Below are 15,102 nucleotides of genomic sequence, written 5' to 3'. Positions count from 1 at the left end.
GGCGTTATTGTGCCATGGCGCGGATGGCCTGGCCGATCGGTCCCTGAAGGGCGTTGGTCCGACCGTCATTGAAGGCGACAACGAAGCCGCGATCCGTGGCCGGTTCGATCACCATCTGGACAAACCACATCGTGTTCGATCCGGCGTGCAGGAGCTGGGTGCCGTTAAACCCCCAACCCATCGCGTAGTTTCCGCCGAAGGGCGGAGTATGCAGGACGGTCCAGCTCTCTGCGGACAGGTAGTCCGTCACCTCGCCGCGCGCGCCGGCCAGATGCGCCTGGAGGAAAAGCGCCAGGTCCGCCATCGAGACATGGACCGTGGCGCCGGGCCCCATGACGGGCGGATTGTCGGCCCCCGGCCCGGGCGCCATCGCCTGACGGCCAAACAGGCCGCCACGGTGTCCGCGCGGCTGGTCAATCGTGTCGGCCGAGCCGGGCGGGCCGAATCCGGCACTCGTCATCCCCAGCGGCTCGAAGACCTCGCGTGTGATCAGCACCTCCCAGCTCTCGCCGGTGACCTGCTCCAGCATCGCTGCGGCCACGACATAGCCGGCATTGGAATAGAGAAACTCCGCCTCTGGCTCGACGGCCGGAGCCGGGCTCAGAACCCGGCGCGCATAGTCGATCCGCTGCGGCGGCAGGGGATCGCCACTGGCGCCCTGCTGATTGAACGCGATCATGGCGACCATGCCGACATTGGCTGTGATCCCGGCGCGGTGGGACAAGAGGTGCCGGAAGCTGAGATCGCGATAGGCCGGGTGCATGTCCGGAACAGTGTCGCCGAGATGCTGGGCGATCGTATCGTCCCAGCCGACCACGCCCTGTTCGACCAGGCGGGCGACCAGCGTTGCCGTCATCGCCTTGGAGTTCGAACCCATATGCCAAAGATCATCGCGCCCGATCGGTGCCTCATCATCGATGGCGCGAAGCCCGGCGGTGCCGGTTTGAATTTCGTCGCCGATGATCCGCATCACGGCCACGCCGGGTGCGCCCGAGGCCTCCAACGTGGTCGCTGCGATGGTGTCGAGTTCGGCGGGCTGGACAAAAAGCAGGCCGGCGGCGGCGATAAAAGCGAACATGATCTTCCCCTTTTCAGCCCTTTCCCGGGCCGCAGACAGGCGCTAAGGACAAACCCATGGTTCGTCTGACAAAAATCTACACCCGCACCGGCGATGCCGGGACCACCCGGCTGGGTGACATGTCGCAGACAGTCAAACATGACCCGCGGGTCGACGCCTATGGGGATGTCGACGAAGCCAATTCCTCTATCGGCCTGGCACGCACCGCACTGGGATCGCAGCCTGCCCTCGACGCAGTGCTGGCCCGTATCCAGAACGACCTGTTCGACCTGGGTGCCGACCTGTGCGTGCCCGAAAGCGACACGCCGCCGGACTGGGAGCCGCTTCGTGTCACTGATGCACAGGTCACCTGGCTGGAGGGCGAGATTGACGCGCTCAATGCCAAGCTGGAGCCGCTCAACTCCTTCATCCTGCCCGGCGGCGGCGAGGCGGCGGCACGCCTGCACCTGTCGCGCACCATCTGCCGCCGCGCCGAGCGCAAGGTCTCCGCACTCGTGGCCAATGGAACGACGCTCAATCCGGCGGTGTTGAAATATCTCAACCGGCTGTCCGATCTGCTCTTCGTCATGGCCCGGACCGCCAATGATGAGGGCCGCGCCGATGTGCTCTGGGTACCGGGCAAGGATCGCTGAGTTCGGGATTGTTTCCGCGTTGGAAAGATCAACTTGATGTCAGCCCGGTCGACAAATTGTCGCAGCCTCCTATGTGTAGTGCCACCAGTTCAGTCCATACGGAGTTACCGCATGACCCGCCTTCTTCTCGCCGCTTCCGCGGCCCTGCTGACCGCCACGGCTGCCCAGGCCGAACCTGTCAATTTCGAGTTCGACAAATCCCACACCCTCATCGAAGCCAGCTGGGACCATCAGGGCTATTCCACCCAGCGCCTGCAATTCACGGACTATGACGGCACGCTGTCGCTCGACCTTGAAACTCCGGCCAACTCGACCGTCGACATCACTTTCAACCTGATCGACGGTTTCTGGGTCGGCGCCCATCAAGAGCGGTTCATCGGCCACCTGAATTCCGACGACTTCTTCGAGACCGAGGCCAATCCGACGGCGCATTTCGTCGCAACGGGTTTCGAGACCGAGGACGGAGAGACCGGCACGATGACCGGCGATCTGACGATGAACGGCATGACCAACCCGGTCAGCCTGGATGTAACGCTCAACCAGGTCGGCGAGACCCGTGATGGCGCGACCAAGCTCGGCTTCACCGCCACCGGTTCGCTGCTGCGCTCGGAATGGGATATGGGCTTCGCCGTTCCCTTCGTCTCCGACGAAATCAGCCTGTTCATCTCAACCGAAGTGACGGCGGCGCAATAGCCCCGCTTTGACCCGATGATCGGCAGACGCGCCCGGCACGGCGCGTCTGCCACATCCGGTGTCGATTAGCGGTTTCGCACGTCGGGCGCGGCCGGCCCCGCCTGACGCATCGGGCTGGAGAAAAAGCTCAATGCCAGACCGGTCAGCACCGCCAGGATCGCCGGAAGCAAATGCTCGAATTCATCGATTGGCATCTCATCGATAAAGATGACCTCGGTGCGCCACATCACGGAATTCGTGTAAAATAGCCAGGCAGACATGGCGGCCGCGACAGTGAAGAACGCACTCAACACAAGCCGGCCCGTCAGCCGCAAGGGACCGCGTCCGCGCGGCGGCCAGCTGAGTTTGCGTCGCCCCGCCGCGATGCCCGCAATCAGCCAGTAGGTGACCAGGATCGCCACGACACCGGTGATCGCGGCTGCCAGGCTGATCTGGCGGGTCAGCTCGAGAGCTTCTTCGCACACGTCATCCACCGGCATTTCCCGCGCTGCTGACAACCAGGTGCAGCTGAGGTCGAAATCGAGCTGGGCGCCCGATGTTGCATTGGTCATGAAGTAGAAGCCGTCGCCGGTTTCCGGGCGGATATAGATCCGGGCGTTCCAGCTGGAATTGTTTCCACCATGCCCGACCAGCAGGCCGCGCGGCGTTTCCAGACGTGTATAGCTCATGCCGATGGCGGGGCTTCCTTCGGACGGCGCGAACGCTTGGTCGAGCCAGGCCTCTGACAGCACACCCCCGCCATCCAGGTGAGCGAGCAGAAAATGCTCCATGTCGTCACCGGACATGTAGACGCCCGCCGCAGCGGAAGCGACATCGCGCAAATCCTCGATCTCGCGGCGATAATAATTGAATGCTGCCGAACGGCCCGGCAGATCCGCTTCGACGAAACCGCTATCGTCCATGCCCAGGGGCGCAAAGACATGCTCGCGCACATAGGCATCAAACCCCTGCCCGCTCACATCCTCGATCATCATTTGCAGCAACACATAGCCGCCACCGGAATAACGCGGCTGGCTGCCCGGTTCGCGTATGATTTCAAGCGGCTCGAATGTCTGTGACAGCTCGACAATATCGGCAGGCTGGTCTTCGTGGCTGCCATAGCCGCCATAGCCGTGGACATTGATACCGGCGACATGCTGCAGCAGGCGGCGCACGGTCACGCCGCTGGCGTCGAACTCACCCTCGGGCAGGGTGAAGCGGGTCAGATAGGGCTGGACCGGCGCATCCAGCTCGATACGGCCATCCCGCGCCAGCGTCAGAACGGCCCAGACCGTTGCCGGTTTGGAAATCGAGCCGAGATTGAACGCGGTCCGCCCCGTGACCGGCGTGCCGTCGGCAAGCGCCTGGCCCCGGCGGGCCGACCAGATGACCTCGCCATCACGCAAGGCCCCGGCTGCGACGCCGGCGATCGAGTAGTCCTGCATGGCCCGATCGAGCACGCTGTCGAGCTGCGTCGCCATTTTAGCCGATGACGCTTCGGGATCAATGCCGGTGAAGACGCGCATATCCGTGGCAACTGCGTAGATCCAGGCCAGCGCGGCCAAGCCGCAAAACAGGCGGACCAAGGTGAGAGGTCTCATCGTTCCAATTTCCCATCCATAACCATGTACTATGTATTGCTATATATATTGCCATGACCAAATACAAGGTATACCGATAACGACTCGGAAACATGAGGCGTGAATGGTCGGCAAGACAGACAATGACGACGTGCTCGAACGCTGGATTTCCCAGGCCCGTAAAGGGTATTTCGAGATGTTGTTGCTCGCTCGGGTCAGCGCTGGCCGGGCCTATGGCTATCAGATCGTGGCCAGCCTCAAGCACGCGCCCGGCTTTGAAAATCTGGCCGAGGGCACCGTCTATCCGGTCTTGTCGCGGATGAAAAAGGACGGGCTGGTGACCGCCGAATGGGTTGCCGAAGAGACCGGCGCACCCCGCAAATACTATACGATTACCGACCGCGGCGCCGCGGCGCTGGCCCGCATGCGCGCGGTCTGGACACGGATGGGCGAAGTGCTCGATGCCCAGGGAGACACCGCATGACGACCGATCTCGTTCTCGTCACCGAGGCCGCCCGCACCCTTTGGCGGCGCTTCCTCAAACGGCTGGACTGGTCCAACCGGACCCTCGGCCCGGACGAACGGGCCGAAGCCCGGGCCGAGGCCGCCGCCCATATGCGCGAGGCGATGGGCGAGACCACCGCCGAGACCGAAGCCGGGCAACTGGCCGATGCCATTGCCGGTTTCGGAGACCTGCCGGCCCCGCCGCCGGCCTGGCGTCAGCCGGTCGCGCATTTGGTGCACTATCTTGCCATCATGGTGATCGGCGCGACCGGCCTCATGGTGCTGGTCTTCTTTCACATGGCGGTGATGGAGATTTTCAATCCTGACGGCGTCGGGCTCTGGCTCTACCCCGACGAAGTCGGACTGACCCTGTCCTACGAAGTCCAGCCCGGCGCGCGCGAAGCGCTGGGCGCCGCCTTCATCCCGGTCATGCTCCTCGTCAATGCTGTCCTGATCGCCGCAATCTACGGATTGTGGCGCCTCGCCCTGAGCCCGCGCGGACCCGTCTCGCGATGGATGCGGCCCTAGTGCACCGGCCACAGGATCCCGACCGTCGCACCACCCCTCGCCGCCAAAACGTACCCGTAACTCTAAATTTGCCCGGTACCGGCAGCGCGGCGCTGCGTCGAATTGCATCAGACATAACCATAGAGACCATAACTTCGCTGACCCACTCGCCATACCGACAATACCGCAACTGCGAATTGACGCTGGCGTAAGCCAGCTGGATGCATTGACTTACCGTACCGGCGAAGGCAGGTTTCCGGCCTATTCTTGTCAGGTGCGCGAACCTTATTTCCGCGCGCGGCCAACCGGAGCCCCAGCATGAAGATTCTCGTCCCCGTCAAACGGGTCGTCGATTACAACGTGAAGGTCCGCGTCAAGCCCGACCAAACGGGCGTCGACCTCGCGAATGTCAAAATGTCCATGAACCCGTTCTGCGAGATCGCGGTCGAAGAAGCGATCCGTCTCAAGGAAAAGGGCGTGGCCGAAGAGATCATCGTGGTCTCGATCGGCCCGGCACAGGCCCAGGAAACGATCCGCACGGCCCTCGCCATGGGCGCTGATCGCGGCATCCTGATCCAGACCGATGATGCGGTCGAACCGCTCGCCGTCGCCAAACTCCTGAAGGCCGTGGTCGACGAGGAGAGCCCGGAAATCGTGCTGCTCGGCAAGCAGGCCATTGACGGCGACAACAACCAGACCGGCCAGATGCTGGCCGCCCTGCTCGACTGGCCGCAAGGCACCTTCGCCTCGGAAGTCGAGATTGCCGACGGCAAGGCCAAGGTCACGCGTGAAATCGATGGCGGCCTGCAGACCCTGTCGCTCACCCTGCCTGCCGTGGTCACCACCGATCTGCGCCTCAACGAGCCGCGTTATGCCTCGCTGCCGAACATCATGAAGGCCAAGCGCAAGCCGATCGACACCAAGGCTCCGGCCGATTACGGCGTCGACACCGCGCCGCGCCTGAGCGTTTTGAAGGTCACCGAGCCGCCCAAGCGCGAAGCCGGCATCAAGGTCGAAAGCGTTGCCGAACTGGTCGATAAGCTGAAAAATGAAGCGGGAGTGATCTGATCATGGCTGTTCTCGTTATCGCCGAACATGACAATGCCACGCTGAATGACGCGACCCGCGCGGTCGTCACGGCGGCCAAGGGCCTGGGTGGCGACATCCACGTCCTCGTCGCCGGTTCCGGCGCCCAGGCCGTGGCCGATGCCGCTGCCAAGCTGGACGGTGTCGCCAAGGTGTTGCACGCCGAGAGCGACGTCCTCGCCAAGCCGACGGCGGAAGCCATGGACGCGCTCGTCACGCCGCTGATGGCGGATTACGACGCCGTGCTCGCGGCTGCGACCACCTCCGGCAAGAATTTCATGCCGCGCGTCGCCGCCAAGCTCGACGTGATGCAGATCTCGGAAATCTCCGCCGTCGAAGCCCCGGACACCTTCATCCGCCCGGTCTATGCCGGCAATGCGATGATGACGGTGAAGTCTTCCGACGCGAAGAAAGTCATCACCGTCCGCCCGACCACCTTTGAAAAGGCCGGCGATGGCGGCTCGGCCAGCATCGAGGATCTCGGTGCCGCCTCCGGCCCGTTCAAGTCGGAATTTGTGTCCGAAGAGCTGTCCAAGTCGGACCGTCCGGAACTGACCGCCGCCAAGATCGTCATCTCCGGCGGCCGCGGCATGCAGTCCGGTGACAATTTCCACCTGCTCGACAAGATCGCCGACAAGCTGGGCGCCGCCGTCGGTGCCTCGCGCGCCGCCGTCGATGCCGGCTATGTCCCGAATGATTACCAGGTCGGCCAGACCGGCAAGGTCGTCGCGCCCGAGCTCTACATTGCCGTCGGCATTTCCGGTGCCATCCAGCACCTCGCCGGCATGAAGGATAGCAAGGTCATCGTCGCCATCAACAAGGACGAGGAAGCGCCGATCTTCCAGGTCGCCGATTACGGCCTGGTCGCGGACCTTTTCAACGCCCTGCCCGAGCTCGACGCCGCGCTCGGCTAGGCTGACGCCGCATTGAAATGATCAAGGCCCGGCTGGTTCAGCCGGGCCTTTTTCTTGTCGGCCAGATGTCAGCCGATCGCCCGGGTGTGCTGCCCCAGACGCCACCAGGTGCGAAGGGTTGAGGGATGATGCCCCGCCTCTTCGAGCGCCGCCAGCGCGTCGCGATCCAGCCAACGGCCATCGCGCATCACGGCCTCGATCTCGTAGAGCCGGGCGATATCCTGTGCCGGATCACCGTTGAGCAGGATGAGGTCGGCGGCACAGCCCGGCGCCAGGCATCCGACCTCGCCCTCCAGCCCCAGCGCCTGCGCGCCGTTCAGCGTCGCAGCCCGGATGGCTTCCATCGGGGTCAGACCGGCATCGACCAGGATCTCCATCTCACGCACGGTCGAGACCCCGTGCGGCGTCACCATCACACCGGAATCCGTCCCGACTGTCAGCGGCACGCCGGCTTCGTGCAGGGCGCCGGTGAACTCGACATAGAAGGCCTGCATGCGGGTACGGTCATCATGCGGATATTGCGCCCAGAATTCGAAATTGTCCTGCTCGAAGCCGGCGATCACCGGATTATAGCTCGCCATGACCGGGCGGGTGATATGGGCACCGCCGGTCTCGACGATCCGGGCCAGGTTTTCATGCACGACCAGGGTCGGGTCGATCATTGTACCGGAGGCGGCGATCTGCTCGGCCAGCCGGCGCACGCCCGCCGGGTCCATCTCGTCATTCAACGCATACCAGACGATCGACTCGGTGTGTTCGAGCGTCCGGAAACCGGCATCCAGCGAGGCTGCAAAGTCGACCGGATCGGCCTCGGTGCCCTCGACCGGGTGCCCGCTCATCGTCATGCCCAGACCGGTTGCCTCATCACGAATGGCCGCGAAGCTTTCCCGGGACAGGTTGGAATAGAGTTTGAGGTGGCGAAAGCCGGCGGCGTATTGCCGACGCACGCTCGCCCGCGCCTCCTCGGCACCGTCGACCGCTTCATGCAGGGCATTGCCATTGCGACCGCCGACCTCATTGAGGATCGGACCGGTCGTCATGAGGCGCGGCCCCAGGATTTCGCCCCGTTCGATGCGGGAGGCGAGCGGCAGGTGGAAGGGAAAGCCGCCCATATTGCGCACCGTGGTGACGCCGCGCGCCAGGCCCGCCGCCAGATCTGTCTCGTCAAACACATGGACATGCACATCGACCAGACCCGGCATCAGGACGCGTCCCCCCGCATCAATCAGCTCGACGCCGTCGGGCCGGGCCGGCAGGGCGCCCGTCCCGACGCGTTCGATCCGCCCGTCGACCACCAGGACATGCCCGTCCGCCTGCACGCGGTCGGTCGCCGGGTCGAGCAGGCTGGCATTGGTGATCAGATAGGATCGCGGCGCGTCGCGATCCGGATGCATGGCCGCCGGTAATTGATGCGCCCAGGCGACCAACACCGCAGCGGCGATACTGAGCAGAAGGCCGAGGGCCATGAAAAGTCGAAGCATGTCTGTCTCCCGATTGCTGACGGAAGGACAGGATCACGGGCGTCCCGACAGATCGCCCGATATCCGGATTCCGGACGTGCGGAATACGTCAGCTGGCCGCCGGACCGGATTTCGGACTGGCCGGCGGGGCGTTGAGGGCAGCCAGAAAGGCCGATGGTGTCTTGCCGGTCTCGCGCTTGAAGACGGCGTTGAAGACGGACTTGGAGCTGAAGCCGGCCGTGAAGGCGAGATCAATCACACGCTGGCGGGTCCCGGTGCGGGCATCCTCCCGCATCATCGCGCACACATCCTCGATCCGGAGCGAGTTGATATAGTCGTTGAAATTCCGGCCCGTCGCCGACTTGATAGCCAGGGTCACGGCCCGCTCGGTGAGGCCGGAGGCCGCCGCAACCTCCTGCCGTGTCAAGCGCGGTTCGGTATAGAGCGCCTCATCGCAGACCGCCGTCTCGACACGCTTGAAATCGGCAATCGCCGCCGTGCTGGCCATGGCTGTATCATCGGAAGATCGAGTTGAAGCGCGCCCTTCGGCCCAAGCGTCCAGGGCCCCCTCGTCGAGGCCCGAGAACAGGCGACCATGCTGCACAGCCAGAACAACCAGCACGCAAACAAAAACCAGCGACACGGCAATCTGGAAAACATAGGCCGACGATGTGCCCAGCCAGGGCCAGTAAGGATGCAGCCAATGCGCGTCCATGCGCAAAATGTCGAACACGCCGTCGATGACGTAAAAAGCGATCATCGCGACCATCCAGTTGAGCTGGATGGTCCGGGCATCCGAACGCATGTCCCGGGTGGCGCGGTGAAAACGACGGATCAGCAGCAGCGTCGCAGCGGAATAGGCAAATAGGCTGATCCGGGCACCGTGTTCAACAAGCCCGATCTGTGGCGTCAGGGCCAGTGCAAGCAGAAACGGCACGGCATGCGGCCAGTCGCGCCAGCGCAAGGCCGGTCCGGACATCATCACGCCGCGGGCAAGAAGATAGACCAGCGGCGGATAGGCGAGGCGGAAGGCAGGCGTGACCAGCCAGATATCGCGAAAGCCGGCCGTCTCCTCAAGGAAGTTGAAGACCATCCAGGTCGCTGACATTGCCAGCAGCGCCGACACCACACGAAGGCGCGGCCGGGTCACCGTGAGGACGAAGCCGAGGCCGGCGACCGCGATCAGGGCAAATTGCAGCAGGTTGACGGCAAGCAGGGTCATCGCGTGAGTCTAGCCACCGGTCGGCGGATGACAATCCTCACACCTGCCGCGCTCACGCCTTCCAGCCGCGAAAATCGCGATACTCTCGGATCGCCGCGAGGGCGCGCAAACGGGTCTCCCGGTCATCGCGCGTCAACGCCTCGACGAGCAAGCGATAAAGATGCTCCGGCGCCTCTTGCAAAGCCGTCAGATCAGCTGGCAAGGCCGCGGCCACTGTCCCGTTTTCAAGCGCGCCGACCAGGGATTGCTCGAGGCGCCAAAGACAGGCTCTCAGCCCGCCATCGCGCGACCGATAGCGCAAGGCGAGAAACAGGAGGATGGCAACGAGAACGATCGGGACGAGTAGAGCCATCCCGAAATCCTAGTCGGCTGGCGCTGCCGCCTCAATCGCCGCGACCACCGCGCGCAGGTCGACAAATTTGAAGTTCTGGCCGCCCGTATCATTCTCGTCATCCTGCACCACCAGCACACCGGCCGGAAAATCCGGGCCGAGATTGGCGGCGGAGATATCAAGCCCGTCCGTATGGGTGACCCCGTCAATCGCGGCGTCGACAATCTGCAGGCGCGTCACGAAGGCATGGCTCTCCAGCTCATAGACGGCATAAGTATTGTCGCCCTGGCTGGAGACGACCAGCCAGCCGCCGGTCTCGCCTCGCGGCAGCAGGGCCGCGCCTTCGGCATCGGCAGTGATTTCACGACCGTCGGTCGCGGCGATCGGCTGCGGCTCGGCAGGGTCAGTGGGCTCGGCACCCATGGTCCAGACGCCGACATTTTCCTCATTCATGTAGAGCTGGCCGGTGCGGTCATCGGCAACACAGCCCTCGGCGATTGTTCCCAGCGTGACCCGGCGAACTTCTTGCGTCGTGACCATGGCGCCATCCCAGCCCAGCGCATACTGGACGAACGTGCCCGGCTCCTTGTCGGAGAGGAAGGCATAGAGCGCCTGGTCGACCGGTGAGCGATAGAGGCAGAAACCGTAGGGCTCGGTCACATTCGCAACCGTCACCGCACCGACATAGCTGACATCTCGGGTCTCGGGATCGATGAAGAAGAAGGCGATACCGCCATTGGACCGGTCCGAAGCCGCCGCGATATCGACCACGCGGTCGCCAAGGTCAAAACCGTAACGGACATCGACATTGTTGAGCCGCCCCTCGGGCAGATAGGCGTGCTCCGCACCGGTCATCGTGTAGACGTAGACGCCATTGTCCTTGTCAGTGCCGAAGATCAGGCTTTCGGCCGGATTGGCGGCAACCCAGACGGCCGGATCATCGGCGGCATCACCCGTGCCCGCGACACTGGCGGTTTCAACGCTCGCCTCGATCGCGACCGGTGGCAGCCCCTGGCTGCAGGCGGCCAAGGCACTGGCGCCAGCGAGTAGTCCAAGCAGGTTTTTCATGACATGTCTCCGGTCGGCAACAGGCGCCGATAACACGGGGAAATCAGGGCGATAAGCCCTGATTTTACGACACTTCCGTGACAGACGCGCCGTTGATACGGGAATTCGCGAATTCGACAAGAAAACGACACGGAGGTGAGATCGAAGCGTCATCATCATGTCGCTGATCCCCGCGCATAGAGGCCGCAACTTTGCCCGCCCGGGCAAGGCATCAGTCATGTACATGTGAGGGGGACTCCCATGAAGAAGACCATCGCCATGCTCGGCACGGCTTCCGTGCTCGCGCTCGCGGCCGCCACCGCTGCCCAGGCCGGCACCATTGCCGGTCGTGTCACAGACGCCTCCGAGTCCGTCGGACTTGAGGGCGCCATCGTCCGCATCATGGAAACCGGCCAGACGACGACGGTCGGCGCTGACGGCACCTTCCGGGTCACCGGCCTCGCCGCTGGCGACTACACGCTGCGCGTCAGCTATGTCGGCGCCCCGGCCCGCGAATACAATGTGACCCTCGCCACGGTCACCGACACAGTGTCGCCGACGATCACCCTGGGTGACGACGTCGAATACATGGACAACATCCTGGTCATGGGCCAGCGCGGCGCCCTGAACTCCGCCCTGTCACGCCAGCGCGCCAATGACGGCAATGTCGCGGTCCTGTCCTCGGACGCCATCGGCCAGTTCCCGGACGAGAATGTCGCCGAAGCCGCCCGCCGCGCCGTCGGCGTGAACGTGCTCAACGACCAGGGCGAAGGCCGCTTCGTGTCGATCCGTGGCCTTGACCCGAACCTGGTCTCCACCTCGATCAATGGTGTCCGCCTGGTGTCCCCGGAAGCGGAAGACCGCCAGGTCGGCCTCGACGTCATCGACGCCGATGTGCTCTCCTCCGTCGTGATCAACAAGTCGCTGCTTCCGAACATGGATGGCGACAGCATCGGCGGTAATGTCGAAATCGAAACCATGTCCGGCCTCGATGTCGACGACATGTATCTGCGCGCCCGCGTCGCCGGCCTCTACTCCGACATGGAGCAGGAATTCGGCCACCGCGGCTCGATCAACTTCGCCAACAACTTCATGGACGGGCGCCTCGGCGTCGCCGGCTCGCTGTCCTACCAGCAGCGCGTCTTCGGCTCTGACAGCTTCGAAGTCGATGGCGGCTGGGATGTCGACGAAAGCGTCGCCTTCCCGAATGAAGTTGAGATGCGCAACTATCAGGTGACCCGCGAACGTACGACGGCGGCCCTGAATTTCGACTACCGCGTCAACAACGACCTGACCCTTTATTCGCGCTCGACCTGGTCTGACTTCTCGGATGCGGAATACCGCAACCGCGTCGAGATCAAGTTCGAAGATGCCGAATATGACGACACCAACTCGTCCGGCAATCTGGCCGTCTTCACCGCCGACGAAATGGAAATCGACCGCGACATCAAGGATCGTCTTGAAACCCAGATGATCTTCGCGACCGATTTCGGTGGTGAATGGCTGAACGGCAATACCTCGGTCGATTGGTCGCTGTCCTACGTCTATGCGGAAGAAGCCGAGCCGAACCGTCTCGATACGGATTTCAGCTATGAGTTTGAAGACGGCGAGCTCTTCACAGTCGACTCGACGAACCCGCTGCGCCCGCAGCTGGGCTTTGCTGGCGGCGTCACCACGGATCGTGTGTTCGACGCCTCAAACTACGAAAATGCCGGTTTCGAACTGACCAATGGCCTGTCGCAGGACCGCGAATATGCGGCCGCCTTGAACATCCGCCACGACATGAATTTCGGCACGATGCCGGGCTATGTCCAATACGGTGTCCGGGCCCGCACGCGGGACAAGAAGTTTGCGCTGGATTTCGACGTCTATGACGACGCAAACCTGCTCCTTTCAGAGGTCGTCCGGACGGTCGATTACGGCCAGGGCCCGATCGGTCCTGTCGCCAACCCGGCCAGCGTCCGCGATTTCTTCTTCTCGAACCTGGGCAGCCTGGACTACGCAGCCAATGACAGTGATATCGACAGCTTCGGCGCGTCTTACCGCGTCGAGGAAGATGTCATGGCCGGCTATCTGATGGGGTCGATCGAAAACGGTCCGCTGCGCCTGGTCGGTGGTGTCCGTGTCGAGCAGACCGACATGGCCGCTCGTGGCTACGAAACCTTCCTCGCCGAGGAAGACTCCACGGTGAACGGTGTGGTCCAGCTGGAAGACACGGTCTATGTGACGCCGACCTCTGCGTCCGACGACTATACCGACGTCCTGCCGTCGATCCTGGCCCGTTATGAGCTGACCGAAAACGTGATCGTCCGCGGTGGCTATTTCGCCTCGATCCAGCGTCCCAACCCGGGCCAGTTTGCCCCGCGCATCCTGGTCGAGCAGAACGATGATGACGAAGTCGAGGGCGAATTCGGCAATCCGGACCTCGAGCGCCTGGAAGCCGAGAACTTTGACGTCTCCATCGAATGGTATCCGAACAACGACGCGGTCGTTTACCTCGGCTATTTCAACAAGGACCTGGAAAATGTCATCGCCGGTGTCGGTTATGAGGACATCACGCTGAATGGCCGCTTCTTCGACGAAGCTGCCTCCTTCATCAACCTGCCGAACGCCGAAGTGTCGGGCCTCGAGTTCAACTACCAGCAGGCCCTCGACTTCCTGCCGGTCGAAGGCTTCATCGTCGGCTTCAACTACACCGCCACCGACAGTGAAGCGGTCCTGCCTGACGGCCGCATCGTTCCGCTGCCGCGCCAGTCCGACACGGTCTGGAATGCGGTGCTCGGCTATGACAACGGCCCATGGGATCTGCGCGCCGTGCTGTCGACCCGCTCGGAATTCCTCGACGAGATCCGCGGCGGTGCCGACGAAGACCGCTGGGTGCTCGAGCACAGCCAGCTCGACCTCTCGGCCAAGTTCGAATTCAACGACACGCTTCAGATCTTCGCCGATCTGAAGAACGTCACCGACGAGCCCTTCCGCGCGGTCACCCGTCCGGACGGTATCGACCGGGTTGAGCAGTTCGAAGAATACGGCTGGTCCGCCGTCTTCGGTGTCCGCGTCACCTACTAAGACGCCGTCACATCAACCGGTATGAAGAGCGCTTCGGACCACAGGGTCCGGAGCGCTTTTTCTTGTGTCAGGCGAAATTTTCGCGCGCGGGAAACTTTCTTGCTGCAGAGCGGTAACAACCTAAAAATATTGCAATATTTTCACACTGCGAATTCTTCCGACCCGACACACAAGCATCGCCATCCTGTCATTCCAACGTCGCATCCCGCCCCTAGAAGAGCGCCAACCCGCTCCTCCCCGAACGGGTTTGCGACTCGATTTATCCCTCCGAGATGCAAACAACTGGGCCGCCCCGAGACATCGGAGCGGCCCGTTTTCTCAGCAAGGCAGAACTGCTGATCGACACTATAACAAATTGCCGCCCAGGACCCGATTTCGCTTGCCCCTAAGTCGGCGCGACCTAAGATGCCCATGCGGAATTCTTCAACCTAGGGGGATGGCATGAAATTGTGGCCAAAAACAATCGCGACCATCGCGTTGATGATCGCTTGCGCTCCGACAGACGCGCAGGTCAAACCCGGTCAGAATCAAACCGCAGGCACCAGCCAGACCGCCGCAAATGACGGCGCCCAAGTCGCGCAGTTATTGAACGATGTTGTCGCCCGGGATTCGCGCTCATGGTTGTTCAATCGCTATGACAATGGAAGCATGCGCAATGCGCGTATCCTTTCTCACACACCCAACTCGGGCGACGCCGTCATCCAAGGCGACTATACCTACAATGGCGGACGTGGCGGCTGGGTGAGAGTGACATTCACGAACAATCAGGTCCGTTGTGTCACCTATCACGACTTCCCCGGAACCTGTCGACCCGTCGGCGCTGCCAATCCGGCCATCCGGGCGCTCGGCGGCTTGATGCTTTCGGGCGCGATGGGAAACGGCTCCGGATCAACAAATAGCGGGACCAACCGTCAGTGCCGAATGGTGCAAGAACAAATCTGCCCGCCGGATGGAAGCTATTGCCGGACCTACAACGTCGAAAGGTGCAATTAGCCCCAAC

General features: G+C 62.9%; 14 protein-coding genes. 8 read left to right on the top strand and 6 right to left on the bottom strand.

The features are described from left to right. Positions 1–4 precede the first annotated feature (4 nt). The gene (locus C7435_RS15965; protein ID WP_121212453.1) at positions 5–1,078 is read right to left on the bottom strand and encodes a serine hydrolase domain-containing protein; all 1,074 of its coding nucleotides are present in this window, start codon (positions 1,076–1,078) and stop codon (positions 5–7) included. Positions 1,079–1,134: 56 nt separating this feature from the next. Between C7435_RS15965 and C7435_RS15960 the strand changes: the two genes are divergently transcribed. Both C7435_RS15960 and C7435_RS15955 read left to right on the top strand, forming a co-directional pair. Further along, the gene (locus C7435_RS15960; protein ID WP_121212452.1) at positions 1,135–1,710 is read left to right on the top strand and encodes a cob(I)yrinic acid a,c-diamide adenosyltransferase; all 576 of its coding nucleotides are present in this window, start codon (positions 1,135–1,137) and stop codon (positions 1,708–1,710) included. Positions 1,711–1,821: 111 nt separating this feature from the next. After that, entirely contained in the window at positions 1,822–2,403 is a 582-nt protein-coding gene (locus C7435_RS15955; protein WP_075191275.1) for a YceI family protein, read from the top strand. A 65-nt stretch (positions 2,404–2,468) separates the two neighbouring features. Here the strand turns inward: C7435_RS15955 and C7435_RS15950 are convergent, their stop codons facing one another. Next, positions 2,469–3,983 (bottom strand): serine hydrolase domain-containing protein, encoded by a 1,515-nt coding sequence (locus C7435_RS15950; protein ID WP_121212451.1) that lies wholly within the window; start codon positions 3,981–3,983, stop codon positions 2,469–2,471. 103 nt (positions 3,984–4,086) lie between these two features. On the opposite strand from C7435_RS15950, the gene C7435_RS15945 reads away from it, so the two are divergent. From C7435_RS15945 to C7435_RS15925, 4 genes are all read left to right on the top strand, one after another. Then, on the top strand, positions 4,087–4,446 hold the full coding sequence (locus C7435_RS15945; RefSeq protein WP_121212450.1) for a PadR family transcriptional regulator: 360 nt from the start codon (positions 4,087–4,089) through the stop codon (positions 4,444–4,446). Continuing rightward, entirely contained in the window at positions 4,443–4,994 is a 552-nt protein-coding gene (locus C7435_RS17035; RefSeq protein WP_147422735.1) for a hypothetical protein, read from the top strand. The genes C7435_RS15945 and C7435_RS17035 overlap by 4 nt, the downstream gene beginning before the upstream one ends. Positions 4,995–5,291: 297 nt before the next feature. Continuing rightward, complete coding sequence (locus C7435_RS15930) at positions 5,292–6,041, top strand: electron transfer flavoprotein subunit beta/FixA family protein (RefSeq protein WP_121212447.1); 750 nt, start codon at positions 5,292–5,294, stop codon at positions 6,039–6,041. Positions 6,042–6,043: 2 nt separating this feature from the next. Beyond that, positions 6,044–6,973, top strand: coding sequence for an electron transfer flavoprotein subunit alpha/FixB family protein (locus C7435_RS15925; protein ID WP_075191270.1), 930 nt, complete (start codon positions 6,044–6,046; stop codon positions 6,971–6,973). 68 nt (positions 6,974–7,041) lie between these two features. Here C7435_RS15925 and C7435_RS15920 read toward each other — a convergent pair whose 3' ends face one another. The 4 genes from C7435_RS15920 to C7435_RS15905 all read right to left on the bottom strand — a co-directional run bounded on the left by C7435_RS15920 (position 7,042) and on the right by C7435_RS15905 (position 11,054). Next, on the bottom strand, positions 7,042–8,454 hold the full coding sequence (locus tag C7435_RS15920; RefSeq protein ID WP_121212446.1) for an amidohydrolase family protein: 1,413 nt from the start codon (positions 8,452–8,454) through the stop codon (positions 7,042–7,044). Between the two features lie 88 nt (positions 8,455–8,542). Continuing rightward, complete coding sequence (locus C7435_RS15915) at positions 8,543–9,655, bottom strand: helix-turn-helix domain-containing protein (protein ID WP_121212445.1); 1,113 nt, start codon at positions 9,653–9,655, stop codon at positions 8,543–8,545. Positions 9,656–9,707: 52 nt separating this feature from the next. Continuing rightward, entirely contained in the window at positions 9,708–10,007 is a 300-nt protein-coding gene (locus C7435_RS15910; RefSeq protein WP_121212444.1) for a hypothetical protein, read from the bottom strand. A 9-nt stretch (positions 10,008–10,016) separates the two neighbouring features. After that, positions 10,017–11,054: a phytase gene (locus C7435_RS15905; RefSeq protein WP_121212443.1), complete on the bottom strand. Its 1,038-nt coding sequence runs from the start codon at positions 11,052–11,054 to the stop codon at positions 10,017–10,019. Positions 11,055–11,294: 240 nt separating this feature from the next. Here C7435_RS15905 and C7435_RS15900 point away from each other — a divergent pair, with 240 nt between their 5' ends. Next, positions 11,295–14,102 (top strand): TonB-dependent receptor, encoded by a 2,808-nt coding sequence (locus C7435_RS15900; RefSeq protein WP_121212442.1) that lies wholly within the window; start codon positions 11,295–11,297, stop codon positions 14,100–14,102. 441 nt (positions 14,103–14,543) lie between these two features. Further along, entirely contained in the window at positions 14,544–15,095 is a 552-nt protein-coding gene (locus C7435_RS15895; protein ID WP_075191264.1) for a hypothetical protein, read from the top strand. Positions 15,096–15,102 lie beyond the last annotated feature (7 nt).

Source organism: Maricaulis maris (assembly GCF_003634045.1).
Taxonomy (GTDB): Bacteria; Pseudomonadota; Alphaproteobacteria; order Caulobacterales; family Maricaulaceae; genus Maricaulis; species Maricaulis maris.
The sequence above is the reverse complement of the archived record's forward strand: the minus strand, read 5'-3'. Positions and strand labels throughout refer to the sequence as shown.

Coding starts and splice junctions, on each gene's coding strand:
- C7435_RS15965 (WP_121212453.1), bottom strand. CDS start 1,078: ATGTTCGCTTTTATCGCCGCCGCCGGCCTGCTTTTTGTCCAGCCCGCC.
- C7435_RS15960 (WP_121212452.1), top strand. CDS start 1,135: ATGGTTCGTCTGACAAAAATCTACACCCGCACCGGCGATGCCGGGACC.
- C7435_RS15955 (WP_075191275.1), top strand. CDS start 1,822: ATGACCCGCCTTCTTCTCGCCGCTTCCGCGGCCCTGCTGACCGCCACG.
- C7435_RS15950 (WP_121212451.1), bottom strand. CDS start 3,983: ATGAGACCTCTCACCTTGGTCCGCCTGTTTTGCGGCTTGGCCGCGCTG.
- C7435_RS15945 (WP_121212450.1), top strand. CDS start 4,087: ATGGTCGGCAAGACAGACAATGACGACGTGCTCGAACGCTGGATTTCC.
- C7435_RS17035 (WP_147422735.1), top strand. CDS start 4,443: ATGACGACCGATCTCGTTCTCGTCACCGAGGCCGCCCGCACCCTTTGG.
- C7435_RS15930 (WP_121212447.1), top strand. CDS start 5,292: ATGAAGATTCTCGTCCCCGTCAAACGGGTCGTCGATTACAACGTGAAG.
- C7435_RS15925 (WP_075191270.1), top strand. CDS start 6,044: ATGGCTGTTCTCGTTATCGCCGAACATGACAATGCCACGCTGAATGAC.
- C7435_RS15920 (WP_121212446.1), bottom strand. CDS start 8,454: ATGCTTCGACTTTTCATGGCCCTCGGCCTTCTGCTCAGTATCGCCGCT.
- C7435_RS15915 (WP_121212445.1), bottom strand. CDS start 9,655: ATGACCCTGCTTGCCGTCAACCTGCTGCAATTTGCCCTGATCGCGGTC.
- C7435_RS15910 (WP_121212444.1), bottom strand. CDS start 10,007: ATGGCTCTACTCGTCCCGATCGTTCTCGTTGCCATCCTCCTGTTTCTC.
- C7435_RS15905 (WP_121212443.1), bottom strand. CDS start 11,054: ATGAAAAACCTGCTTGGACTACTCGCTGGCGCCAGTGCCTTGGCCGCC.
- C7435_RS15900 (WP_121212442.1), top strand. CDS start 11,295: ATGAAGAAGACCATCGCCATGCTCGGCACGGCTTCCGTGCTCGCGCTC.
- C7435_RS15895 (WP_075191264.1), top strand. CDS start 14,544: ATGAAATTGTGGCCAAAAACAATCGCGACCATCGCGTTGATGATCGCT.